This window comes from Devosia sp. 63-57 (genome assembly GCF_001899045.1).
Taxonomy (GTDB): Bacteria; Pseudomonadota; Alphaproteobacteria; order Rhizobiales; family Devosiaceae; genus Devosia; species Devosia equisanguinis.
Map to the genome: position 1 here is coordinate 25,858 of NZ_MKUY01000005.1, position 25,109 is coordinate 50,966.

The 25,109-nt window shown below is 63.4% G+C and carries 23 protein-coding genes; 4 read left to right on the forward strand and 19 right to left on the reverse strand.

Annotation, left to right across the window (positions count from 1 at the left end; translation table 11 throughout):
• Positions 1-5 precede the first annotated feature (5 nt).
• Positions 6-860 (reverse strand): ComF family protein, encoded by an 855-nt coding sequence (locus BGO80_RS08350; RefSeq protein WP_286720782.1) that lies wholly within the window; start codon positions 858-860, stop codon positions 6-8.
• On the opposite strand from BGO80_RS08350, the gene BGO80_RS08355 reads away from it, so the two are divergent.
• On the forward strand, positions 859-1,689 hold the full coding sequence (locus BGO80_RS08355; protein WP_286720783.1) for a class I SAM-dependent methyltransferase: 831 nt from the start codon (positions 859-861) through the stop codon (positions 1,687-1,689). The genes BGO80_RS08350 and BGO80_RS08355 overlap by 2 nt on opposite strands.
• Here the strand turns inward: BGO80_RS08355 and BGO80_RS08360 are convergent.
• Both BGO80_RS08360 and rpmB read right to left on the reverse strand, forming a co-directional pair.
• Positions 1,686-2,324 carry a VUT family protein gene (locus BGO80_RS08360; RefSeq protein ID WP_286720784.1) on the reverse strand — a complete coding sequence of 213 codons (639 nt, stop codon included), beginning with the start codon at positions 2,322-2,324 and terminating at the stop codon, positions 1,686-1,688. The genes BGO80_RS08355 and BGO80_RS08360 overlap by 4 nt on opposite strands.
• Positions 2,325-2,460: 136 nt before the next feature.
• Positions 2,461-2,745, reverse strand: coding sequence for a 50S ribosomal protein L28 (gene rpmB, locus BGO80_RS08365; protein WP_126150517.1), 285 nt, complete (start codon positions 2,743-2,745; stop codon positions 2,461-2,463).
• A gap of 238 nt (positions 2,746-2,983) precedes the next feature.
• On the opposite strand from rpmB, the gene BGO80_RS08370 reads away from it, so the two are divergent.
• Positions 2,984-3,760: a DUF3108 domain-containing protein gene (locus tag BGO80_RS08370; RefSeq protein ID WP_286720786.1), complete on the forward strand. Its 777-nt coding sequence runs from the start codon at positions 2,984-2,986 to the stop codon at positions 3,758-3,760.
• Between the two features lie 447 nt (positions 3,761-4,207).
• Positions 4,208-4,504, forward strand: a complete 297-nt coding sequence (locus tag BGO80_RS08375; RefSeq protein WP_286720788.1) for a YkvA family protein — start codon at positions 4,208-4,210, stop codon at positions 4,502-4,504.
• Positions 4,505-4,594: 90 nt separating this feature from the next.
• Here BGO80_RS08375 and pyc read toward each other — a convergent pair whose 3' ends face one another.
• The 7 genes from pyc to BGO80_RS08410 all read right to left on the reverse strand — a co-directional run bounded on the left by pyc (position 4,595) and on the right by BGO80_RS08410 (position 14,782).
• On the reverse strand, positions 4,595-8,035 hold the full coding sequence (gene pyc / locus BGO80_RS08380; protein WP_286720790.1) for a pyruvate carboxylase: 3,441 nt from the start codon (positions 8,033-8,035) through the stop codon (positions 4,595-4,597).
• 107 nt (positions 8,036-8,142) lie between these two features.
• Complete coding sequence (locus BGO80_RS08385; RefSeq protein ID WP_126150513.1) at positions 8,143-8,559, reverse strand: protein tyrosine phosphatase family protein; 417 nt, start codon at positions 8,557-8,559, stop codon at positions 8,143-8,145.
• Positions 8,560-8,670: 111 nt separating this feature from the next.
• Entirely contained in the window at positions 8,671-10,170 is a 1,500-nt protein-coding gene (locus tag BGO80_RS08390; protein ID WP_286720793.1) for a putative bifunctional diguanylate cyclase/phosphodiesterase, read from the reverse strand.
• A 162-nt stretch (positions 10,171-10,332) separates the two neighbouring features.
• A complete protein-coding gene (locus tag BGO80_RS08395) occupies positions 10,333-11,385 on the reverse strand; it encodes a quaternary amine ABC transporter ATP-binding protein (RefSeq protein WP_286720795.1) in 1,053 nt (350 codons plus the stop codon).
• Position 11,386: 1 nt separating this feature from the next.
• A complete protein-coding gene (locus BGO80_RS08400) occupies positions 11,387-12,256 on the reverse strand; it encodes an ABC transporter permease (RefSeq protein WP_286720796.1) in 870 nt (289 codons plus the stop codon).
• Between the two features lie 137 nt (positions 12,257-12,393).
• On the reverse strand, positions 12,394-13,419 hold the full coding sequence (locus tag BGO80_RS08405) for a glycine betaine ABC transporter substrate-binding protein (protein WP_286720797.1): 1,026 nt from the start codon (positions 13,417-13,419) through the stop codon (positions 12,394-12,396).
• A 253-nt stretch (positions 13,420-13,672) separates the two neighbouring features.
• Positions 13,673-14,782, reverse strand: coding sequence for a glycine betaine ABC transporter substrate-binding protein (locus BGO80_RS08410; protein ID WP_286720799.1), 1,110 nt, complete (start codon positions 14,780-14,782; stop codon positions 13,673-13,675).
• Between the two features lie 224 nt (positions 14,783-15,006).
• Here BGO80_RS08410 and BGO80_RS08415 point away from each other — a divergent pair, with 224 nt between their 5' ends.
• Positions 15,007-16,209, forward strand: coding sequence for an ABC transporter substrate-binding protein (locus tag BGO80_RS08415; protein ID WP_286720801.1), 1,203 nt, complete (start codon positions 15,007-15,009; stop codon positions 16,207-16,209).
• 85 nt (positions 16,210-16,294) lie between these two features.
• Here the strand turns inward: BGO80_RS08415 and BGO80_RS08420 are convergent, their stop codons facing one another.
• The 9 genes from BGO80_RS08420 to BGO80_RS08460 form a co-directional block, all read right to left on the reverse strand.
• The gene (locus tag BGO80_RS08420) at positions 16,295-16,957 is read right to left on the reverse strand and encodes an RES family NAD+ phosphorylase (RefSeq protein ID WP_286720802.1); all 663 of its coding nucleotides are present in this window, start codon (positions 16,955-16,957) and stop codon (positions 16,295-16,297) included.
• On the reverse strand, positions 16,954-17,466 hold the full coding sequence (locus BGO80_RS08425) for an MbcA/ParS/Xre antitoxin family protein (RefSeq protein WP_286722992.1): 513 nt from the start codon (positions 17,464-17,466) through the stop codon (positions 16,954-16,956). Before BGO80_RS08425 ends, BGO80_RS08420 begins: the two co-directional genes overlap by 4 nt.
• Positions 17,467-17,557: 91 nt before the next feature.
• Entirely contained in the window at positions 17,558-18,847 is a 1,290-nt protein-coding gene (locus BGO80_RS08430; protein ID WP_286720804.1) for a branched-chain amino acid ABC transporter permease, read from the reverse strand.
• Positions 18,844-19,848, reverse strand: a complete 1,005-nt coding sequence (locus BGO80_RS08435; RefSeq protein WP_126150505.1) for a branched-chain amino acid ABC transporter permease — start codon at positions 19,846-19,848, stop codon at positions 18,844-18,846. The genes BGO80_RS08430 and BGO80_RS08435 overlap by 4 nt, the downstream gene beginning before the upstream one ends.
• A 3-nt stretch (positions 19,849-19,851) precedes the next feature.
• The gene (locus tag BGO80_RS08440; RefSeq protein ID WP_286720807.1) at positions 19,852-20,556 is read right to left on the reverse strand and encodes an ABC transporter ATP-binding protein; all 705 of its coding nucleotides are present in this window, start codon (positions 20,554-20,556) and stop codon (positions 19,852-19,854) included.
• On the reverse strand, positions 20,556-21,338 hold the full coding sequence (locus BGO80_RS08445) for an ABC transporter ATP-binding protein (RefSeq protein WP_286720809.1): 783 nt from the start codon (positions 21,336-21,338) through the stop codon (positions 20,556-20,558). The genes BGO80_RS08440 and BGO80_RS08445 overlap by 1 nt, the downstream gene beginning before the upstream one ends.
• A 104-nt stretch (positions 21,339-21,442) precedes the next feature.
• Entirely contained in the window at positions 21,443-21,805 is a 363-nt protein-coding gene (locus BGO80_RS08450; RefSeq protein ID WP_286720811.1) for a methylglyoxal synthase, read from the reverse strand.
• Between the two features lie 44 nt (positions 21,806-21,849).
• The gene (locus BGO80_RS08455; RefSeq protein WP_286720813.1) at positions 21,850-23,382 is read right to left on the reverse strand and encodes a methyl-accepting chemotaxis protein; all 1,533 of its coding nucleotides are present in this window, start codon (positions 23,380-23,382) and stop codon (positions 21,850-21,852) included.
• Between the two features lie 109 nt (positions 23,383-23,491).
• Positions 23,492-25,045, reverse strand: coding sequence for a methyl-accepting chemotaxis protein (locus BGO80_RS08460; protein WP_286720815.1), 1,554 nt, complete (start codon positions 25,043-25,045; stop codon positions 23,492-23,494).
• Between the last annotated feature and the right edge of the window lie 64 nt (positions 25,046-25,109).

The following is a 25,109-nucleotide window of genomic DNA, read 5'->3' on the forward strand; positions in this document are numbered from 1 at the left end:
TGGTCTTATATGGTCACATCCTGCCCGATGACAACGCGGGCAAAGGTAAGCACATCGACTTGCGTGACGCCGGCTTTGCGCAAGGCGCGCGTCGCCGCCTTCACCGTCGCGCCGGTGGTATAGACATCGTCGACCAGCACAACCCGGCTTCCCCGCAACCGTTCCAGCAGCTGGGGATGGGCTTCGAACGCCCCCTGCACATTGCGCGCCCGGCCGTCTTCGGAAAGGCCGACCTGCTGTCGGGTCCGGCGCTTGCGGCGCACCAGATGCGGATCGACCCTCAGGCCCGCCAAGTGGGCGATCTCGCGCGCGAGAAGCATGGATTGGTTGTAGCGGCGAAAGCGCAGCCGGCTGGCATGCAGCGGCACCGGCACCAGCACCGGCTTGTCGGCCCAGAAATCGGCGCCTGCCCCGACCATCAACCTGGCGCAAAGCCGCGCCAGTTCGGGACGGTCGCCATATTTGAGCCGGCTGACCAGCGTGCCGGCCACCTCGCCATATTGAACGGCAGCCCGGGCCCGCTCGAAGGGTGGCGGGTCGGCCAGCGCTTCAGCCGAACGCGCCTCCGCACCAAGATCGACCTCGAAGGGCAGGCCCAGCACCGGACAATAGGGCGCGGTGATCGGGCGCAGCGCGACAAAGCAGCGGGCGCAGAGCCCATCATCGCCCATCAGCGGTACGCCGCAACCGGCACAGCAGGGCGGGTAGAGCTGGTCGAGAACCATGGTGCCGAGCCGGGCGAGACCCGCACCCAGCGCACCAGCTCCAAACCCGGCTTTGACTTCGCGCGCCCCGCTCTCCATAAGCACCATATTGCCACGTCCAGCCCCTTTGGCCAGCCCCGGCGAAAGCCCAACCATGTCTCAGCTGCCCCGCCTGTTCGACCCCGCCCAGATCGCCCGCAATCTCCAGCGCCGCCCGGCCAGCGACAATTTCGTGCTCGACCTCGTGCTCGACGACCTAGCCGACCGGTTGGGTGCGCATATGCGGGCCTTTTCGCGCGCAGTGCTGATCGGGCCGGATGCCGATCGCCTGCCGAAAACGCTCCATACCGGCACTGGGCCGGTCAACCTAAGCGTGGTCGAGGCCTTGTCCGGTACCGAATTTCCGGATGTGCCTGAGGGGCCGCACGATCTCATCATCTCACTGCTGCACCTGCAGGCGGTGGACGATGTGCCCGGCCATCTGGCGCGGCTGCGGGCGCAACTGGCGCCTGATGGGCTGTTGATGGCGGCCTTTATCGGCGGCGAAAGCCTCACCGAACTGCGCGAGGCCTTCCTGAGTGCCGACCTCGCCATATCGGGCGGCGCCTCGGCCCGCATCGCGCCCATGGTGCAAGTACGCGACGCCGGGGCTTTACTGCAGCGTGCCGGCTTTGCCTTGCCGGTGGCCGATGTCGAAACCCATGTGGTGCGCTATGGCAACCCGTTTGCGCTGATGGCCGAACTCAAGGCGCTGGGCGCCGCCAATCCGCTGGTCGACCGGCCACGGCGCTTTGCCACCCGCACTTTGCTCGCGGCGGCGGCGGAGGCCTATGCCCAGAAGGACGCCGATGCCGATGGGCGCATCCGCGCCACGCTGGAGATCGTCTGGATCGCCGGCTGGGTGCCGCATGAAAGCCAGCAGAAGCCGCTGCGGCCCGGCAGCGCCAAGGTCAGCATGACCCAGATGCTCGGCGACAAGTCCTAGCGCGCGCCGGCCGGCAGATGCGGCAATAGCAGGTCGCGAATGGTCTTGTAGGGCGCCAGCATCAGCACGGCGAGCACCAGCTTGACCAGGAAATCGCCCAGCGCCAGGGACTGCCAGAGCTGCACCTCGGGGCCAACGCCTAGAAGCTGCGCCGGGAACGGCAGGGAGGAATCCTCCATCCCGAAGAATGTGTCGATGCCGGCAAAGGCCGGGGCCATGGCGAGGGTGAAGAAGATGGCGGTATCAAGCGCCGAACTCACCAGCGAGGAAAACATCGGCGCATGCCACCAGGCGCCGTGGCGCAGGCGATGGAAGATCGACACATCGAGCAATTGCGCGACGAGAAAGGCCGTGCCGGAGGCGATGGCGATGCGCGGGGTGGCCAGCCAGATCGACAGCAGCACGGCGACGACGAAGCCGGCGACCACGACCAGACGGGCCTTGGCTGGACCAAAGGTGCGGTTGGAGAGGTCGGTGACGAGGAAGGCGACCGGATAGGTGAAGGCGCCCCAGGTGAGGATTTCGCCCACATGCACGCTGCCCAGGGTCACATCGACCGGAAACTGCACGAGAAAATTGGAAGCGGCGACAATGGCCACCATGGCGACCACGGCCGCGAGGAAACGAGACAGCATCAGACTGTACCTTCTATGAGCCGCGTTCCGGCAAAAGACCGGCGCGGATGATGTCGGGGCACGAAGCACCCCTTCAAAAAACAAAGGCCGCGCGGCACCGGGGCGCCACGCGGCCAAAACTTTAATCCGGAAAGGCTCAGCCGGCGAGGGCGGCGCGCACTTCCTTCTTGATGCCCAGAGCCAGGGGGCTCAGATCGGCGTCGTCCTGCTTGATCAGGAATGCATCGAGGCCACCGCGATGCTCGACCGAGCGCAGGGCAGCGGCGGAGATGCGCAGCTTGACCGGACGGTTCAGCGCGTCGGACAGCAGGGTGACGTTGACGAGGTTCGGGAGGAAACGACGACGGGTACGGTTGAGAGCGTGGGAAACATTGTTGCCCACCATAACGCCCTTGCCGGTCAGTTCGCAGCGACGTGCCATGTGAATATATCCTGTTTGTGTAAAGGTCCTGCGTGGCGGGTGATCCCGCAACGGGCCTCGGTTGTGTTGAATGGGGCGGTCTTTAGAGCCTTAGGCCCGTCCAGTCAAGCAAATGCGGCCTCAAAGGCCCGCGAGCGCCTTGCCAGCGCCTTTTGCTGTCGGCACCGTGGAGCCGATTGTCTGATTCGCCCCGCCCGGAAGCGTCACCGGTGGGTGTATAGCATATGAGCAGATTGCCTTGATCCGATCCACCCTTGCTACCGCCATCGCCTTTCTCGGCCTGGCCCATCCCGCACTGGCCCAGACCAAGGCCAGCGCCAATTATGTCCTGACGCTGGGCGGCATCAATGTGGCGCGCATGCAGGTCGATCTCAACGACACCGGGCGTCGCTACGATCTCGATGTGAATGCCAATGTCGCCGGCCTCGGAACACTGGTGGCCAGCGGCACCGCCAAGGCCAGTGCCAGCGGCAATTCGGCGGGCAATAGCCTGGTTGCCGATAGTTTCGATCTCCAGACCAAGGCCAATGGCGAAACTTTCGACGTCACCGTCAGCTTTGCCAACAAGTCAGTCTCCGCATTTAAGGTCGATCCCCCGGTGCTTGACAGCTGGGATCGGGTGGCGCTGGAGCGCAGCCATCTGACCGGGGTGGGCGACTTCGTCTCCGCCTTCGTCATCAAGGCCGGTGCGCTCGACAAGTCCATCTGCGAGCGGCGCATGAACATCTTTACCGGTGTCGAGCGTTTCAACCTGACCATGAGCTTCGTCAAGACCGACGAGGCCACCTCGCCGCGCACCGGCTATCAGGGTCCGGTGGTGCTGTGTTCAATCAAGTACCAGCCGATTTCGGGGCACTATGCCTCGTCCGAGATGACCACCTATCTTGCCGATACCAGCCGCATCCTGGTCTGGTTCGCCCCCCTGGGCGCAACCGGCTATTTCATCCCCTATCGCGTGCTGCTCGGCACTTCGGCCGGCGACCTTTCCATGGTGCTGGTCAGCGCCAACTCCTGACCCGGCTGTCCCGATTTCGGACGGTCAAAGCCTTTTTTGCCAATTTTATCTGCCCCGGGTCCCGCAAGACCTGGGGCAAATCGTTAGTGGGCACCGTACCCCGCCGGCCTGGAACCGAAAGTGCTTGGCAGGAAAGCCGCCTCGCGGTCCGAAATTTACCCTTTGTTGACGCTAATGAACGGGTTTTAGCCGGTTTTCGGCGCACTGCCGGCGCAGCGTCCGGCGCTTGTGGGTAAGGGTTCGGCACCACACCATATCTGGCGGTGAACAAAGCACGATTGCGCGCCTTGCCGCGATTCTGTCTCTGTTCGTTCCGGTTTTGATCGCTGCGTTAACGGCGCCGACGACCGCAGGTCGAAACTGTCCCGGATCGGGAAGATGTCAGCGCCAAAATCGTGATCGGCATGATCTTGAATGCGAGCCGCGCGGGGCCATTTATTGAGCATGATGAACAGGCTCCTTCCCCGCATTTTTCTCTTCCGCAAGGAAGTCGTGCAGCTCTGGACCGCTTTCTGGGCGCGCGAGACCCCGCTCTATCTCAAGGCGGCGACGCTGTTTGCCGCTTTCTATCTGGTCAATCCCTTCGACATCATCCCCGATGTCATTCCCCTGCTCGGCTGGGTGGACGATATCGTCCTCATCCCGCTGATGGTCAGCTGGATCGTCAGCCGCCTGCCGGTTCCGGCCCGCGCCTATGCCGGCAAGTATGGCAAGACCGTCGACGGTCAAGCGCGGCGGATGTAACCGCCGCTTCTGACACCGATAAGGAAAAGGCCCGGATCGCTCCGGGCCTTTGCTTTTAGGCGCTGGCTTGTACGGCCACGGGGTTGGAAATCAATCCAACCGCACCAGCAGATCTTTGGCGTCGATCTGGTCGCCGGGCTTGATCAGCAGTTCCGCCACGGTGCCATCGACTTCGGCATGGATGGCGGTTTCCATCTTCATGGCTTCGATCGAGCAGAGCACGTCGCCGGCAGAGACCTTCTGGCCTTCCTTGACGGCGAGGGTGGAGATGACGCCAGGCATGGGCGCACCCACCTGCTTGGGGTCGCCCGCAGCGGCCTTGGCACGCACCTTGACCTCGCCGGCCTTCAAACGATCCGGCACGGTAATGGTGCGCGGCTGGCCATTGAGGTCGAAGAAGACGCGAACTTCGCCCTTCTCATTGGTCTCGGCACGACCCTGATAGGTCACGACCAGCGTCTTGCCCTTTTCGATATCGACCAGCAGCTCGTCGCCTTCTTCGAGGCCGTAGAAATAGACCGGCGTCGGCAGCACTTCGGTCGGGCCGTAGCGATCCTGGGTCTTTTCGAAATCCGAATAGACCTTTGGATACATGAGGTAGGAAGCGAGGCGGAAATCGTCGACCGGCTGGCCGACTTCCTCGGCGATCTTCTTGCGTTCCGCTTCGAGATCAATGGGCTTGAGATAGGAACCGGGACGCTCGGTGAGCGCGGTCTTACCCTTCAAGACCTTCTTCTGCAGTTTTTCCGGGAAGCCGCCCGGAGGCTGGCCCAGGTCACCGGCAAAGAAACCGACGACCGAGTCGGGGAAGGCAATGTCCTTGTCCGGATTTTCGACATCGCTGCGGGTGATCCCGGCCGAAACCATGGCCAGGGCCATGTCGCCGACCACCTTGGAAGAGGGCGTCACCTTGACGATATCGCCGAACATCTGGTTGACGTCGGCATAGGTCTGGGCGACTTCGTGCCAGCGGGTTTCTAGACCCAGCGAGCGCGCCTGTTCCTTGAGATTGGTGAACTGGCCGCCCGGCATTTCGTGCAGATAGACTTCCGAAGCGCCGCCCTTGAGATTGCTCTCGAAGGCCGCATACTGGTTGCGCACGGCTTCCCAGTAGAACGAGATCTGCCGGATCGCCTTGGCGTCGAGCTCGGGATCATGGGCATCGCCCTCAAGCGCCGCGACCAGCGAGCCAAGGGTCGGCTGGCTGGTTGTGGAGGAGAGCGCATCCATGGCCGCGTCGACGGCATCGACCCCGGCCGCCACCGCCGCCAGCACCGTGGCAGCGGAGGCGCCAGAGGTGTCGTGGGTGTGCAGGTGGATGGGCAGGCCGACTTCCTGCTTGAGCACCTCGACCAGCTTCTTGGCGGCAGCAGGCTTCAAGAGCCCGGCCATGTCCTTGATGCCCAGGACATGGACACCAGCGGCTTCCAGTTCCTTGGCCAGGCCGACATAGTATTTGAGGTCGTATTTGCTGCGATCGGGATCGAAGAGATCGCCGGTATAGCAGATGGCGCCTTCGGCCACCTTGCCTTCGGCGGCGACCGCGTCGATGGAGACACGCATGTTTTCGACCCAGTTGAGGCAGTCGAAGATGCGGAAGATATCGACGCCGCCCTTGGCCGCCTGCTTGACGAAGAACTGCACCACATTGTCAGGGTAATTGGTGTAGCCCACGCCATTGGAGCCGCGCAGCAGCATCTGCGTCAGGATGTTGGGCGCGCCTTCGCGCACCTTGGCAAGACGCTCCCACGGATCCTCATTGAGGAAGCGCATGGAGACGTCGAAGGTCGCCCCGCCCCAGCATTCGAGCGAGAACAGGTTGGGCAGGCCTCTGCTATAGGCCTGAGCGATGCGGGTAATGTCGAAAGAACGCATGCGCGTCGCCAAGAGCGACTGATGCGCGTCGCGCATAGTGGTGTCGGTGAAGAGGACGCGGCTCTGTGCCTTCATCCAGTTGGCGAGGCCCGTCGGACCATCGCGGTCCAACACCTGGCGGCTGCCGTCGATAATCGTCAACGGCTCGAATTCCGGCACGATGGGGGCGGCAGCATCGGCAGGCGGACGCGGACGGTCGCGCACTTCGGGATGACCGTTCACGGTCACGTCGGCAATATAGGACAGCAGCTTGGTCGCCCGGTCCTTGCGCGGCTTGAAGTTGAACAGGTCCGGCGTCGTGTCGATGAAGCGCGTCGTATAGCGATTCTCGAGGAAGTCGGGATGGGTGATGATGTTTTCGAGGAAGGCGAGATTGGTCGCCACGCCACGAATACGGAATTCACGCAGGGCGCGATGCATGCGGGCAATCGCCTCGTCGGCGGTAGGGGCCCAGCAGGTGACCTTTTCCAAGAGCGGATCATAATAGCGGGTGATCACCGCACCCGAATAGGCGGTGCCGCCATCGAGACGCACGCCGAAGCCGGTGGCACCACGATATGCGGTGATGCGGCCATAGTCGGGAATGAAGTTCTGCTCGGGGTCTTCGGTGGTGACGCGGCACTGGATGGCATTGCCGTTGAGGCGGATGTTTTCCTGCAGCGGGACGCCGGATTCGGGGGTACCAATTACGGCGCCGTCGAGCAGATGGATCTGCGCCTTGACGATGTCGATGCCGGTCACCTCTTCGGTGACGGTGTGCTCGACCTGGATGCGCGGGTTCACTTCGATGAAGTAGAACTTGTCGGTGTCGGCATCCATGAGGAATTCGACGGTGCCGGCGCCGCGATAGTTGGCGGCCTTGCCCAGGCGCACGGCAGCGTCGGTGAGGTCCTTGCGCACCTTGTCATCGAGATAGGGCGCCGGCGCGCGCTCGACCACCTTCTGGTTGCGCCGCTGCACCGAGCAGTCACGCTCGAATAGATGCACGAGATTGCCGTGATCGTCGCCGATCAGCTGCACTTCGACATGGCGGGCCCGCTCGATCAGCTTTTCGAGATACATCTCGTCCTTGCCGAAAGCAGCCTTGGCCTCGCGCTTGCCTTCGGAAACCTCGGACAGCAGCGTCTTTTCGTCCATGATGCGGCGCATGCCGCGACCGCCGCCACCCCAGGAGGCTTTGAGCATCAGTGGATAACCGATCTCTGCGGCCAGCTTCTTGATGGTTTCCGGATCGTCGGGCAGCGCTTCGGTCGCGGGAACCACCGGCACATTGGAGGCCAGTGCCATGTTGCGGGCGGCGACCTTATTGCCGAGATCGCGCATGGTCTGGGCACGCGGGCCGATGAAGATAATGCCGGCATCCTCGCAGGCATCGACGAATTCGGGGCTTTCCGAGAGCAGGCCATAGCCGGGATGGATCGCATCGGCGCCGGAAATGCGGGCGATGCGGATATATTCGTCGATCTGCAGATAGGCTTCGACCGGGCCCTTGCCCTTGCCGATGAGATAGGCCTCGTCGGCCTTGAAGCGATGCAGCGCCAGCTTGTCTTCCTCGGCATAGGCCGCAACGGTCTTGAGACCGAGCTCGTTGGCGGCGCGGAACACGCGAATGGCGATTTCGCTGCGGTTGGCGACGAGGATCTTCTTGATGGGCATAAATTTACATTCCGAGCAGGAGGGGCGAATGGCCTGAAATCAGGCCAGGCTCAGCAAGGCTCGACGAAACGGACCGACGTCCGCCTGAACGCCGAATTCCCAGATCGTCAGTTCCGGCCGAGATACCCGGCCAGATGGCTCATTTCGTAGCCGGCTTCAGCGGCCTGGGCGATGATGTCCTCGGCCGATTGCTCGCCCGCCTGGCTCAAGGCCCAGAGCGTTGTCGAGCGGGTGCCGGACCGGCAGAAACACAGAACCGGACCATCGCTCCCCTCAAGCGCGGCCTTGGTCCTGGCGACGAGGTCTGGATTGACCCCTTCGCGTCCCAGCGGAATGGCGTGATAGGCAAGCCCGGCAGCCTTGGCGGCGGCCTCGATGTCTGTCCCTGCCGGTTGTTCGGGCGATTCCCCGTCCGGCCGATTATTGATGACGGCGACAAATCCCAGGGCTTTGAGCGTTGCCAGATCATCGGGCTCGATCTGCCCGGAAACACTGACGTGATCGTTGATCCGCTTCAAATCCAAAGCCTGCACTCCCTGCCGCCCATTGGCTTCCCGCGCCCGTTATAGCCAAGCGCTTGGCCATGACGCAACAGCCGGAATGCAAAGCTGTCATGAGACTGTCGTTCTACGACCTCAGGCGGCCTCAGCCGTGTGGCGACGGACCAGCGGTTCGGGACGGCCAAGCAGATAGCCTTGAAGACCGGTGCAGCCGGCCGAAGCCAGTTGCCGGCGCTGTTCCTCGGTCTCGACGCCCTCGGCAATCACATCGAGGCGCAGGCTGCGGGCAATGTCGCAGACCGCGGCCACCACCATGGCATTGACGGGATTGACGGCATAGTCGGCCACATAGGTGCGGTCGATCTTGATGATGTCGAAGACGAAGTCGCGCAGATAATGCAGGCTCGCATGCCCTGCCCCGAAATCATCGATGGCAACCCGCACGCCGATCGCCCGCAGCCGGGCAAGATTGTCCATTTCGACACTGCCCTTTGCCAGCGGCGCGTTCTCCGTGACCTCGACGATGATCATGGCCGGATTGGTGGCGGTGTCCTCGAGAATGGAGGTGAAGCGGGCGACGAAGTCCTGCCGCCGCAATTGCACGGGGGACACATTGACGCCCACCGGCGTGCCCAGACGGGGTTGATCGAGACAGGCCTGGCGCAAGACCCACTCACCCAACCGATCGATCAGATTGCTCTGTTCGGCGACCGGTATGAAGCTATTGGGGGCGATCATGCCGCGCACCTGATGGCGCCAGCGCAGCAATGCTTCATGCGACACCACCTGGCCGTCACGGGCGCCGACCACCGGCTGGTAGTGCAGTTCGAGCTCGTCCATCAGCAAGGCGGCGCGCAGCTCGCGCTCGACGAAGCGCCGATGCCGCTCCTCGCCCAGCATGTCGGGATCGAAGGGCACGACGCTGCCCCGCCCCGCCTGCTTGCCCTTGTAGAGGGCCAGGTCGGCAATGGCGATCAGCTCGTTGGGATCGTCGGTATCGAGCGGTGCAAGCGCCACGCCTATCGTCGCCGAAAGCCGGGTCATCCTGCCGCCAATGCTTCGCGGCTCGTCGAGCTGGCGCAGCAGGCGCTGCCCGACGCGGCACAAAGCCGGTTTGTTGTCATGGCCGGGCACCAGGACGCCAAACTCGTCGCCGCCCAGCCGCCCGATGATGGCATCGGGCATCAGCGCGCGGATCTCGCGCACCAGCGCCACCAGGGCCGCATCGCCCGCCCCATGGCCGACGCTGTCGTTGAGGACCTTGAGATTATCCATGTCGACCTGGAGATAACCCATGGCGCCCAGCGCGCCGGCCTGGGCATGACCCGACAGCTGATCGAGGAAGTAGGAGCGGGTAAAGGCACCGGTCAGCGCATCGCGATTGGCGCGGGCCAGCGCATCGGCCATGGCGAGCGCGGTCTCCCCCAGCCGCTGGCGCATCAGACGCTGCGTGATCGCCATCATCACCAGGATCAGTCCCGAAAGGCCCACAATGCCCCAGGCCACACCATCGAGATCGGGTCGGACGATATTGCTGATCCCCAGCACCATAACGGCAATGGCCATGGCGCCCACGATCACTCGCAGGCGGGCATAGGTGGCGTTGACGCGATCAAAAGCGGGACGAACCTTCATGACGCTACCGGCAGGAACAGATGCGCCAGCATTGACGAACAAGTCTGAAGGAATGCTAAATTACTGATATAGAAAGATAAATATGCGTTTCAGGAGAAAATTGGGGCACGACACTACCGCCTGGCCGTGACGCGTGCATGACAGCGCCGCACCCCATTTCAATCAGCCCTCATTGGCGCCCGGCGTATAGCGCGCCAGGGCCTTGATCACCCGCTTGGCAGTAACGCGGCCAATCTGGTGTCCGGTCTCGTCCACCACTCCGACCCACTGGTGCTCGGCGAAATAGGGCAATACGTCTTCGCAGCGCGCCGTTTCGGGCACGGTGAATTCGCAGGGCTCGAATTCGCCCCGCTCCATGATCGAGCGCACATGGATGGCGCGGGCCTTGTTCACCTCGCGCACGAACTCCTCGATATGGTCATTGGCAGGCTTGAGCACGATATCCTCGGGCTTGCCCTCTTGCTGCACCGCACCATCCTTGAGCACCGCGATCCGGTCGGCGATCTTGAGCGCCTCGTCGAAATCATGAGTGATGAACAGAATAGTCTTGCCCAGCGATTTCTGCAGCTCCATCAACTGATCCTGCATGCCCGAGCGGATCAGCGGGTCGAGGGCGGAGAAGGCCTCGTCCATGAGAATGATGTCGGTGTCGAGCGCCAGGGCACGGGCCAGGCCCACGCGCTGCTGCTGGCCACCCGACAATTGCCGCGGCCGGCTGTTCTCATAGCCGGAGAGCCCCACGGTCTCGATCCATTTGGCCGCGCGCTCCAGCCGTTCGGCCTTGGCGACGCCCTTGACCTCGAGGCCATAGGCCACGTTGTCGATCACGGAACGATGCGGCAAGAGGCCGAATTTCTGGAACACCATCGCCACGGTGTTGCGGCGGTAAGTCCGCAACTCGGGCAGGCTCATCTTGAGCACATCGCTGCCCTCGACGAAGATTTCGCCCGCCGTGGGATCGATAAGCCGGTTGACGTGGCGGATCAGCGTCGACTTGCCGGACCCCGACAAGCCCATGACCACGAAAATCTGGCCGCGGGCGATATCGAGCGAGACATTGTCGAGCCCCACCACATGGTTGGTTTCGGCCTGCACCTCGGACTTGGACTTGCCGCTGCGCAACAGCTCCAGCGCCGCTTGCGGATTGTCACCGAAAATCTTGGTGACGCCACGCATGGAAATGGCGAGGTCGGTGGTCGTATCAATGGCGTTCATGTCAACGCGCCTCCGCCAGGCCGATCTTGGCCTGTAGCTGTTTGCCGAAGGATTGGGTGATGCGGTCGAAGATGATGGCGAGAACCACGATGCCCAGACCGGCAAACAGGCCGCGACTGACCTCGAGCCGGCCAATGCCCTGCAGCACCTGATAGCCAAGGCCGCCGGCGCCGATCATCGAAGCGATCACCACCATGGCCAGCGCCATCATCGTGGTCTGGTTGACCCCGGCCAGGATAGTGGGCAGTGCCAGCGGAATCTGCACGCCGAACAGGCGCTGGCTCGGCGTGGTGCCGAAGGAGCGGCTGGCCTCCATCACCGCCGGATCGACCGAGCGCAGGCCCAGATCGGTGAGCCGGACCAGCGGCGGAGCCGCATAGACGATGGTCGCCAACAGCGCCGGGATCTTGCCGGGGCCGAAAATCATCACCGTCGGGATCAGATAGACGAAGCTGGGCAGGGTCTGCATCAGGTCGAGAATGGGCGTGATGATCTGTCGGACACGCAATGAACGGCTCATCCACACGCCGATGGGTATGGAGGCGACGATGACGGTAAGCGTGGCTGAGATCATCAGGGCCATGGTGGCCATGGCATCGCGCCAAAGACCCATGATGCCGAGGAACAGCAGCGAGACCAGCACCAGCGCCGGCAATTTCCAGCTGCGGGTAGCCAGCCAGGCAATACCGACCAGTATGGCCATGATCAGCCAGAAGGGGGTGGCGACAAGCAGGCGCTCGATGCCGTTGAGCAGCATGAGCAGCGGATAGGCGGCCGCTTCCAGTTCGCCGCCCCAGTTGCGCACGACCCAGTTGAGGCCATCGTCGATGGCCCGGCGCAGGGGGCGCGTATCAATCAATTCAGGAAACATGTTTGTTCTCATTGCTGCAGCCGATGAGCCGATAATGTCGGCGTCATCGCCCATGGAGGGCATGGGCTGCGTTGGGCAGGTGGAACGCAGAGCGGCCAGGTCGAGACCCGGCCGCACCGCTCATCACTGCAATGGGCTCAGCCCAGCTCTGCCAGAACCTTTTCGGCCACGGCATCGGGGACCCAGCTGGTCCACACATCCTGCTTGGTGCGCAGGAAGTTTTCCGCCGTCGCGGCAGCGTCGGCCTGGTTCTCGTCGCCATAGACCAGCAGTTCGCTGATTTCGGCATTGGTCAGGCCAACCTTGGAGAAGTAGTCCGCGACATGGGGCGCCTCGTCCCGCACCCAGGCGGCAGCACCCACCACGGCGGGGCTGGACGGATAGGCGGTCACGCCGGCCGGATCCGTGCAATCGGGATCGGTGTTGCAGGCATAAACGTCAGGCTTGGTTTCACCCTGATCGAGCTGCACCGCCGGATATTTTCCGAGAATTGCGGTCGGCCCCCAATAGTAGAACAGGATGGGCTCTTCACGGGTGAAAGCGCGCGCAATCGATGCGTCGAGCGCACCGCCCGAACCCGGCGAGAACAGGTTCCAGCTATCGGCCATGTCATAGGCCTCGTAGAGCGCGGACGTGGAGAGTTCACAGGCCCAGCCCGGCGGGCAGGAATAGAGACGGCCCTTGCTGCTGTCCTCGGGGTCGGGGAAAATATCGGGACGCGCGATCACCGCCTCGGCGGTGGTCAATTCGGGATACTCAGCCTGCGTATAATCGGGAATGAACCAGCCCTCGACCGTACCATCGGTGATGGCGTCGGCCAACTGCACCACTGTACCCTCTTCGATGCCCTTGGCCCAGGCGTCTTCGATAGCACTGGTCCAGAGTTCTGGCGCAACGGCAGGCGTGCCGCGGGTGAGCATGGAGGACGAGGTCGGCACGGTATCGCCAGTGACGATCTCGACGCTGCAGCCAAATCCCTTGTCCAGGATCGTCGCATGAATATGCGCCAGAGCAGCAGCGGAGGGCCAGGTCATCTCGGCAATGTCGATGGTGCGATCGGTACCGCACTGGGCGGCATCATCCTGGGCAGTGGCGGGAAGGCTGGTTGCCGCGAAAAAGGCAACAGCCATCGCGGCGGCAATGCCACCGGATTTGAAAATCATCAGGCTAACTCCTGCTGTTATGGAATGCAGCGGACCATAAACATGGCAGAATTGTGTGTCAAATTTGGCAATATTTGATCAACAACAGACAATCATGCCGTTCTTTTCTTGCATGACAGACTATTCGAACGCCGAATTAAACTGAACGCAACGCCCAGCAACTCGAGTGCCGCACTCGACATGCTGCTGCACAACTAAAAACCAAATCAAAAGAATTTCGAAAAATTCGCGGAACCTTTTTGGCCCTGCGCTTTCAGGGTGCGCTGTTACCCACCCAGCCCTGCCAGATCGACGTCTTTTCGGCGATGAACCGATCGGCAACGCTTTCGGGTGTGGCGCCGGCTTCATTGAGCTGGGCTAGCATGGCATCCATCTCCGCCAGCGGCAGGCTGGCGCGCTGGAAATAGCCGGCCACCACCGGAATATCGGCGAACACCCGCTCGGCCACCGCGATCACCACCATTTCGGTGGGGAAGGCCGAAATCTTGGGATCGGCGCAGTCGCGATCGGCAAGGCACTTGGCGGCATCGGGGTCATAGGCCCCCATGTCGAGCGCCACCACATCAACCTGCGCCAGCACGGCATTGGGTTGCCAGTAATAGAACAGAAACGGCTCGCGCCGACTGACCGCTTCGGCGATCAGCCGGTCCATCTCGAAACGGTTGGCCGGCTCGACGATCTCGACCAGGGCATCCAGCCCATGGGCCGCCAGCAGATTGCGATTGATCACCGAGCAGGCCCAATCCATCGGGCAGGAGATGAAGCGCACCTTGCCCTCTGGCTGCAGCACCGGCAGGTCCATCGTCAATCGCGCTGCGGCCGGCGCCGCGGGCAGGCCTGCAGCCGCATAGGCGGGCATGTACCAACCCTCGAAGCTGGTCTCGACATAGCTCGGGGCCGCACTGCGCACCAATTGGGCTTCGGTGGCGCCATTCCACACATCGGCAATGCGGGTCACCCACATTTCCGGAGCCATGGCCGGTTGCCCGGTCGAGCCCATGGACGAGGCCGTGGCCCCCAGATCGCCGGAGACAATGCGCACCTGGCACTGATAGGCCTGGGTGAGGATGCGGGCGTGGATTTCAGCCAGCAGCGCCGCCGACGGCCAGCTCATCCGGGCGATGCTGAAAGGCTGGCTGCCGCAGGGGCCGGCAGGCGCCGCGCCAGCGACCGGTGCCGGGTCCGCTGCGGCAGGGAGCGCCGGCTCAACACCTGAGCTGTCGGAGGGCGGCGTCAATTGAGACTGCGGGGTCCCGCCGTCCTGGGCCTGATCGAGCACCGTGAACTGAGCATGGGCCGTGCCGAAAGGCGCCGCCGCCATGGCGATCGCGATCAAGGGCGCTGCGAGCCGGCGAACCATCATGCATAATCCCCACCAAATCCGGGCCCAGTCTATGCCGAAAGGGCACCCGTTAAGCAACCGCGACGGCTTGCCGGATTGACGCGCAAATCCCGGTGACTTTTGATCGCAGAATATGCAACAGTCTGGCCCAGCGGGGCGCTCGTCGTGCCCCCTTTAGCCGTTGCGGCGCCGTAAGAATGAGGCTGGCAAGGCCATCGGGCGCGCAACCCATCAGAGGGACGTCTATGTTGCAAATCAAGAAAACCCTGACCCTGGCGGTCGCAGCTTCCACCCTGGCCATTGCGGCTCCGGCCCTGGCCCAGGACAGCGGCGCCACGATCGGTTTCATCGGTGGCTTCACCGGCCCCATCGAATCGCTGACCCCGCCGATTTTCGCCGGTGCGGAACTGGTCGTGAAGCAGGTCAACGAACAAGGCGGCATCCTGGGCGGCGAGCTCAAGCTGCTTTCCGCCGACGGCGCCTGCGACGCGACCGCTGCCGCCGCCGCCGCTGACCGCCTGATCAACACCGACAACGTCACCGGCATTGTCGGCGCCCTGTGCACCGGCGAGACCATCGGCGCCTTTAACGGTTCGGGCCTGTCGGGCAATGTCGTGTTCATCTCGCCGGCCTCTTCGGCTCCGGCCCTGACCACGCTGGACGACAACGACCTCGTCTACCGCACCACCCCTTCGGACGCCCTGCAGGGTGTCAAGCTGGCCAACCTTCTGCTCTCCAAGGGCATCAACGATATCGCCATCACCTATGTGAACAACGACTACGGCAAGGGCTTCGCCGACGCCGTCAGCGCTGCCTTCACCGCCGGTGGCGGCACCGTGGCAGCCAACCTCGCCCATGAAGAAGGCAAGGCCGACTACCGCGCCGAGCTGGGCAATCTGGTGGCCTCGCAGAACCTGGTGATCCTGGCCTATGCCAATGCCTCCGGTAACACCATCCTGCGCCAGGCCGTAGAATCGGGCAATTTCACCACCTATGTCGGCGGTGACGGCATGGTCGGCAACGACCTGCTCAACGGCATCGACGCTGCTGCCGTCGAAGGTCTGATCGCGACCCGCGCCGGTGCGCCGAGCGGCGAGTCGGTCGACATCTACAACGGCTTTGCCAGCGATGCCTTCAAGGCCGACGCCACCTATGCTCCCCAGGCCTATGACGCTGCCTTCCTGATGGCTCTGGCCATCGAGAAGAACGGCTCGGCCAGCCGCGATGGCCTGTCGGCCGCGCTGCGCGACGTCTCGTCCGCTCCCGGCGAAATCATCCGCCCCGGTGAATGGAAGAAGGCCGTCGAGCTGATCAAGGCCGGCACCGACATCAACTATGAAGGCGCCGGTGGTTCGCTTGATTTCGACGCCGCTGGCGACGTCGACGGCATCATCGTTGAGCTGGCTGTTGAAGGCGGTGCCTTCGTCGAGAAGGGCCTGATCGACTGATCTGGCTTTCGTGGAGGACCCGTGACGGGTCTCTCTATGGACAATGACTGCGGAAGGCTCGGGAGTGATCCCGGGCCTTTTCTGTTCAGGCGCTTAGGGGCGTGACGAAAATCTGCGGCCCATCGGTGCGCACGGTGATATCGAGATGCTCGGCCTGCGTGACGTTCAAAACCCGGCGCGGCCGATAAGCACAGATGCAGCTGCCATTGCGGTGGCGCAGGCTGGGATAGAGAATGCCGTCTTCGCCAATGGCCCGCAGCCCCTCGCCATAAGCCTGGCTGGGACCATAGTCGGCATTTCCCATGAGTTCGGGGCGGCTGCCATCGCGCAGATCGACATAGTCGCCCTCAAGCCTGGCGCGATAGGCGCGATAGGTGCGGCGGGCCTCGGCCTTGCCGCGGGCAAAAGCCTCGCGCCGCAGATGATGCGCCACCTCTGCAATCGCAGTTTCCAGCCGCGCCGCCGCATACCAGGCGCCCAGATCCGGCCCGGAAAAGCGGCCCCCCGAAGGCGGAGCGTGCAGAAAAGCCGCCAGCACGATGGAGGCATTGGGCCGGCCATGCACCCAATCGGCCTTCGGCAAGCGGGCCAGGCGCTCGGCCACCAGCCGGTCATTGGTCCAGCCGGCCAGCTCCATCACCGCCTCGAGATCGTCGGGACGGGTGACGGTTTCGAACAGCGCAATGGGCGGAAATTGCGACGGGATCAGCCGGTGGCTCGGCACCGGCGCCGGAGAACGGGGCGTCACCGCCAGACAATGTCCTGGTCGCTGCTGGGCGCGAAGACGGCGTCGATGGCATTGGGCGCCATATAGAGCCCACCCCGCGCCGCATCAAGAAACCGCCGCACCAGCATCAAGCCATCGAGCGTGCCATTGGTGACGAGGGCGATAGGTGCCTGACCGCCGAATACCGGCGCTTGATGCGGGCCTCTCAGCCACTCCACCCCCGCCTCTGGCGTCGCGAACAGCACGCCAAGCGCCTGATGAATGCCGAACACGGCCGAGAGGCGGGTCAAGGTATCGACGTCGAGCGTCACCTCGGCGGCGATGCGCGCCTGTTTCATCCAGTTGTGATAGGTCGAGCGCGAGGGATAGCCAAGCACCAGCCGGCGCTGCTCTTCGCTCAGCCCCCAAAGCTCAGCGATAGCGGCAAAGCTGCGCAGCGCCGGTCCGCTCAGCCGCCGGCGCGTTGCAGGCTCGAAGCGCCCTGCCGGAGCGGGCAGGGCATCGGCAACCGAAAAACCAGCCTGATACATGTCACTGAACCCTTGGGCCATTCACTGTCTCCTTGACATGTAAATGGCCCAAATCAGACATGGTTGCAAGTCAAATGTCCAAAATTGGACTTTAATTATCGCGCTTGACCACTTCCGGGATCAATCCCTTCGGCGCGAAGCGCAGGGCGATGGTAATGACCAGGCCCAGCACGAAAACCCGCATTTGCGCCGAACGGGCCTCGATATCGGGAATGGCCCCCCAGCCGGCATGGCTGGACCAGGTGCTGACAAAGTCGAAGATCGCCTTGGACAGCGGTTCGGAAATGACCCAGATCAGCCAGATCAGCACCGCCCCGAAGATCGCACCCCAATTATTACCAGCGCCGCCCACGATCACCATCACCCAGATCAGGAATGTGTGGTTGATCGGCTGGTAGCTGGAGGGATCGAAAATCTGCACGAAGCTGACCAGCATGGCGCCGCCAATGCCCATCAGCACCGAGCCGAAGACGAAAATCTCGAGCTGGCGGGCCGTAACATTCTTGCCCATCGAGGAGGCGGCAATGTGGTTGTCGCGGATGGCGCGCATCATCCGGCCCCAGGGCCCGGCATAGGCGCGCGAGATCAGCCAGACGACAATCGCCAGCACCAATACAGCCAAGGCCAGATAGCCGGCGCGAGCCGCGATCAGCGCCGTGGCGGTGTCCAGGCCCTGCGCCTGGTAGGCTTGTGGCAGGGGCGTCGGCCATGGAATGGGCGAGACGGTGAGCGTACCGCGGGTCAGCCAGTCCATGTTTTTGATCAGCGCGCGCAGGATCTCGGAAATACCGATCGTGGCAATGGCCAGATAATCGGTGCGCAGGCCAAGGCAGATCTTGCCGATGACATAGGCGATGCCGGCAGCCAGAACCCCACCGAACACCCAGCCCAAGAGTGGATGGGCACCCAGCCCGCCGACCCAGCCGCCACCGGCGGCGCTTTCGATATAGGCCGCGGCCGGATCGAGCTGGCTGCGATAGAGCACATAGGCCAGGAACCAGGCGAGTACGGTGAGCGCCATCTTCCATTTGCCGGTGATACCGACGCGATGGCTCTGCCGCGCGGCGAGCACGATCAACGCGCCCACAAAGAAGGCCAGCAGCGCCCGCCCCAGCATGGCCGGACCTTCCGAGCCCCAGAACACTGCATTGACCGGATAGGATATGAAGGTGACGGCAGCGCCGCCCACCATCAGGAAGCCCATAATGCCGAAATTGAACAGGCCGCCATAACCCCACTGGATATTGAGGCCGAGGGCGATGAGCGCATAGGCGGCCGCTTCCACCAGGCGCGAGGAGGTAAAGGGCGCGCCCATGACCCAGCCGATCACCAGGATGAGCACGAACAGGCCGCCAAACAGCGAGAGGGAACGAGCGATCATGACGAGGCTCCCTTGAAGATACCCGTCGGTCGGACCAGAAGGGTGATGACCAGGATGACGAAAGCCACGGTGAGCTTATATTCCGTCGGCACCAGCGCCAGGGTCGGCGGCAATTGCATCCAGTCGGGCAGGATGGCGTTGAGCGGGCGCAGCACCATGGTCCAGTTGAAGACGGCCAGCGTCTCGGCAAAGCCGATGAGCAGCCCGCCGGCAATGGCGCCATAGGACTGGCCCAGCCCGCCGACGATGGCAGCGGCGAAGATCGGGATGATGATGTTGAAGGCCAGGTCCGGCTTCAGCGTCACATCGAGCGCCAACAGCGTGCCGGCAAGGCACCCCAGCGCTCCGGCAATGATCCAGGTGACCCGCACCACCAGCGCCGTGTTAATGCCCGACACCTGCGCCAGATCGGCATTGTCGGCCATGGCGCGCATCGCCTTGCCCAGCCGCGTGCGGGTGAGGAAGAAGTGCAGCGCCAAAACCGCGATCAGCGTCAGCACGATCATCAGCACCTGCGGCTCGGTGATCACTAGCGGCCGGGTCGAGCCGAGCATGTTGAGGTCGATGCGGAACACATCCTTGGGCTCGTTCTCGAAAAAGGAGTAGGAGCCGGCGCCGAAGAACAGGCGGATAAGGCCCTGGATCATCAGCGTCACGCCGATCGAGGCGATCAGCAGCGTCACCGGCTTGGCACCTCGCTTGCGCAGCGGCGCATAAAAGCCCTTGTCGATCCCCAGCGCCAGGATCGCCGACAGCACCATGGCGATGGGCAGGACGACAAAGCCGGTCGGGATCGGCGTGACAATGCCCCAGGCAGCAAAGGCGCCGGCCAACAGAAAGGCAAAGAAAGCGCCCGAGGTCATCAGCTCGGAATGGGCAAAGTGCGCAAAGCGCAGAATGCCGAAGATCAGCGTGATGCCGACCGCCCCCAGCGCATAGATGCAGCCCAGGACCAGACCGGAGATCACCACCTGGTTGATGAAGAAAATCAGCTCGGTCATGGCTCAGCCCCCCAGGAAAGACTTGGCGACCTCGGGGTCGGCAATCAGTTCCGGCCCGGTGCCGGTGAAACGGTTCTGGCCCTGGGCCAGCACAAATCCCTTGGACGCAAAGGCCAGCGCCTGGCGGGCATTCTGCTCGACCATGAGAATGCCGACACCTTCCTGGTTGACGCGCACAATGGTCTCGAAGATTTCGATGACATAGCGCGGGCTGAGGCCGGCAGAGGGTTCATCGAGCATGAGCAGGCTCGGCCGGCTCATCAGCGCGCGGCCCATAGCCACCATCTGCCGCTGGCCGCCCGAGAGTTCACCAGCCGGCTGGCGGCGCTTTTCCGCCAGCACTGGGAACATTTCATAGACCCACTGCATGGTCTCGGAGAAATCGTCGGTGCGGGTGAAAGCCCCCATTTCGAGGTTTTCCTCGACGCTCATCGAGGTGAAGACATTCTTCTCCTGCGGCACGAAGCTAAGCCCCTTGGGCACCAGCTTGTCGGGCAGGGAATTGGCGATGTTCTCGCCCCCAAATTCGATGGTGCCGCCAGTGACCTTGAGCAGGCCGAAAATAGCCTTGAGCGTGGTCGACTTGCCGGCACCATTGGGCCCGACGATGACGCCGATATCGCTCTTGTCGATGGCCATGTTGACGCCATTGAGAATGGGCGCGCCGCCATAGCCGCCCACGACGTGTTTCAATTCGATCAGGGGCATCAAGCAGCCTCCACCGGCGTGCCGAAATAGGCTTCGACGATGGCCGGATTGGCCCGGATTTCGGCCATCGGGCCCTCGGCGATCTTTTCGCCCTGCGCCATGACGATGACCGGGTCGCACAGGCGCCCGATCAGGTCCATATCGTGCTCGATGACGAAGAAGGTGTAGCCCAGCTCGCGGTTCATGCGCTCGATATTGGCGGCCAGATCGTTGAGCAGCGTCTTGTTGACGCCCGCCGCTACCTCGTCGAGCAGCACCACCTTGGCATCCACCATCATTGTGCGACCGAGTTCGAGCAGCTTCTTCTGGCCACCCGAGAGATTGCCGGCCAGCTCGTTGCGCACATGGCCGAGCTTGAGGAAATCGATGACGTCGAGCGCCTTCTTGCGCACCTCGGTCTCGCGGCTGCGCACCAGGCGCGGCCGGAACCAGGTATCGACGAGATGCTCACCCGGCTGGTCGCCTGGAACCATCATCAGGTTTTCCAGCGCCGTCATCTGGCTGAATTCATGCGCGATCTGGAACGTGCGCAGCATGCCGATGCCGAACAGCTGATGCGGCTTCATGCCGGTCACATCGGTGCCGTCGAAGATCACCTGCCCCTCGTCGGGCACGATATTGCCGGCGACGATATTGAACAGGCTCGACTTGCCCGCACCATTGGGCCCGATGAGGCCGGTGACGGAGCCGCGCCGGACCGACAGCGAGCAGTTGTTGACGGCCACCAGGCCGCCAAAGCGTTTTGTGACGTTGCGAACGTCAATAACCAAGTCGGAGGTCACTAAAACCGTCCCGGATTCCTGAGTGCCATGCCGCCCGGTTTAATCCGGGCAATTTTGTGGCATCTGCTCATAAGAGCACGGAGCGGTCAACAGTAACCGGCCGGTTAGACAGCCGCCAGAACCGCGTCCGCAGTCGATTTATTGTTGGCAAGCGGGACATCGTAGAGTGTTGCCAGCCGCGTCAGCGCCTTCACATCCACGTCATGAGGCTGGGCGGAGAGCGGATCGATGAAAAAGATCAGCACATCCAACCGTCCCTCGCAGATCATGGCGCCCAATTGCTGGTCGCCGCCCAGCGGGCCACTCTTGAGCAGGGTAACCTCGAGGCCCGTGGCCGCCATGACCCGGCTGCCGGTGGTGCCGGTACCCCACAGCTCGTGCAAGGCGAGCTTGTCGCGGTGATGCTCGGCCCAGCGGCAGAGATCGTCTTTCTTGTCGTCATGGGCAACAAGGCCGATACGAACCATTTTTAGCTCTCCTGAAACGCTCAAGACCAGTAGCTGCGAAGCGCTCAAGACGCCAGCCGGCGCACCGGGCGATAGGCTTCGGCGCCAATACGGAACACGTCGATGATCCGATCGAGATCGCTGGCCTGGGCTTCGGTCTGCTCGATGGCGGCATTCGTCTCTTCCACCAGCGCCGCATTATGCTGGGTCATCTCATCCATGGTGCGCACCGCCACCGTCACCTCGTCCAGCGCGGTGGATTGGCTGCGATTGGCCCGGGCGATGGTGTCGATCAGTTCCGCGCTTTCCTGAGTGCCGGCCAGAATGTCGAGCAGCACTTCGGCGGCCTGCGCCACCTTGTGGCTGCCACCGCGCACTTCGGCGGCGCTGGTATCGATCAGCGCCTTGACCTCGGCCGAGGCATTGGCGGCACTCTGGGCCAGGCGGCGCACTTCCACCGCGACAACGGCAAAACCCTTGCCGGCCTCACCGGCGCGCGCCGCTTCCACCGAGGCGTTGAGCGCCAGCAGATTGGTCTGGAAGGCGATATCGTCGATCAGACCGATAATGTTGGAAATCTTGGCCGATGAGGTCTCGATGGCAGTCATGGCGTCATTGGCTTGCTTCATCACCTCGCCGCCCTGGGTGGCACTCTGAGCCACCACCTTGGCCTTTTCGCTGGCGGTAAGGGCGCGGCGGGCATTTTCCATGACGACGGAGGACAATTGCTCGATCGCCGCCGACGTCTGTTCGATGGTCGCGGCCTGCCGTGTCGTGCGCTCGGAGAGATCGTTGGCTCCAGCCAGGATTTCCCCGGTCGCGGTCTTGAGCGACCGCGACGTCTGCTGCAGCCGGCCCACGATATCGGCCAGCCGCTCGGCCACCGCATTGGTGTCGGCCTTGATCTGGTCGAACTCGGCATCGAGCTCGGCGGTCACCCGGCTGGTGAGATCGCCGGCGGCGACGTCGCGCAGCACCGACCCGGTGGCGCTGACCGCCTTGCGGATCTTGTCGCGGGCCCCCTCCTCGAGCGCCCGCGCGTCCTCGGTGAGCTTGCCGAAATAGGCCGAGACCCCGATGTCGATGTCGAGCATCATCGCCTTGAGCACCACCACCAGCGTCTCCGCCATGGCGTCGGCATCGGCGAGCACCGCTTCGGGATCGCGCGGCACAGCGCGGCCGAACAAGCCTTTCTGCGGGGCCAGGGCCTCGGCCATCAGGTCATGCACCAGGCCCTTGACCAGGGTTTCCATGATGAGGCTATAGCCCCCGATATGCCAGCGCGGCTCGAGCCCGATCTGGGCGTGCCGCAGGCCAATGCGGGTGCTGGACTGGAAATAGTCGTCGTCGAACTGACCGCCGGCAATGGCCTGCCAATGGCCGATCTGCTTGCCCTGGGCGCGGTTCATCTGCGCCTTGCCGTCGAAGAAGCTCGCCACCTCGGGCACGGCGGCGAGCAGGCCATAGAAGCGATCGAGCGCCGGCTCCAGATGCGCCTCTACCCGGGCCTGCGACTGGGCCAGCCTTGCCCGCGCCTCCATGTCGAGCCCGACGAAATCCAGGCGTGTTTGCAGGTTGGGTTGGGCCGGAGAAGACATACCGAGAAGCCGATCGCAGTGAGTTTGACGCTGGCCATGGGGCATGGCGCCCCAAGGCCTGGTCCTGTGCTATCGGCTTAGGGTTAAGCGTTTGTCTACGTCCGCCCCGCTAACCGGCGCGCACCAGGCGCACCCCTTGCCCCGCCCGCCGCGCAGTCGAGGCCGAGCCATCGACGCGGAACACTTCGACAATGCCGTCCAACGATACGGCCTGGGCCTCGGTCTGTTCGATGGAGGCATTCATTTCCTCGACCAGCGCCGCATTGTGCTGGGTCATCTCGTCCATCTGGCGCACCGCGACCGCCACCTCGCCCAGCGCCGAGGACTGGCTCTTATTGGCCTGGGCGATGGTGTCGATCAGGGTCGCGCTCTCTTCGGCGCCCGAGAGGATGTCGAGCAGCATTTCGGCCGCGCGTGCTACCAATTGGCTGCCGGTCTTGACCTCGGCGGCGCTGGCCTCGATCAACTGCTTGACCTCCGCAGAGGCATTGGCAGCGCTTTGCGCCAGGCGCCGCACTTCCACCGCCACCACCGCAAAACCCTTGCCCGCATCGCCGGCGCGCGCCGCTTCCACCGAGGCATTAAGCGCCAGAAGGTTGGTCTGGAAGGCAATGTCGTCGATCAGACCGATGATATTGGAGATCTTGCCCGAGGAGGTTTCGATAGCGCCCATGGCGCCATTGGCCTGCTCCATCACCGCGCCGCCATCGGTGGCATTGCGCGCAAGGGACTGCGCCTTGCCGCTGGCCATCGAGGCCCGGCTGGCATTTTCGACCACCGCCGCGCTCAATTGCTCGACCGCTGCCGAGGTCTCCTCGATGGTCGCCGCCTGGCGCGTGGTGCGCTCGGCCAGGTCATTGGCCCCGGCAAGGATTTCTCCGGTCGCGGTGCGCAGCGAGCGGGAGGTCTGCTGCAGCTGGCCGACAATGCCGGCCATTTTCTCGGCCACCGCATTGGTATCGACCTTGATCTGTTCGAATTCGGCATCGAGCTCGGCCGTTACCCGCCCGGTGAGATCGCCCTGCGCCATGTCCTTGAGCACGGCGCCAGTGGCCGCCACCGCCTGCTGGATACGGCCCCGGGCGGCATCATCGGCGTCGCGCGCATCGCCGGTGAGCTTTTCGAAATAGGCGGAAACACCGATATCGATATCGAGCAGCATGGATTTGAGCACTGCCACCAAGATCTCGGACATGGCCTCGACCTCGGGCTGCACCTCGGCCTTGCTGCGTGCCACCGGCCGGCCGAAGCGGCGCTCTCGCGGCTCGAGCGCGGCATCCATCACGTCCCGCACCAGGCCCTTGACCAGGGTTTCCATGATCACGCCATAGCCGCCGATATGCCAGCGCGGTTCAAGCCCGATCTGGGCGTGGCGCAGACCGACCTTGGTGCTGGCCTGCATATAGGCGTCGTCGAACTGTCCGGTGGCAATGGCCCGCCAATGCCCCACCTGCTTGGACTTGGCGCGGTCCATCTGGGGGCGGCCGTCGAAGAACTGCTTGACCGCCGGGACCGTAGCGATCTTGCTGTAGAACCGGTCGAGCGCCGGTTCGAGATGGGCATCGATGGTACCCTGCACGCTGGCGAGCCTGGCCCGCGCCGCCTCGTCGAGGCCGATAAAATCAAGTCTGGATTGCAGAATGTCTTGCGCGTGCGTGGCCATGATGTGCCGCCTCTCTCGCTGCCTTTGGTGTCAGTCTTTCCAATCGAGACTCCCAAATCCGGAC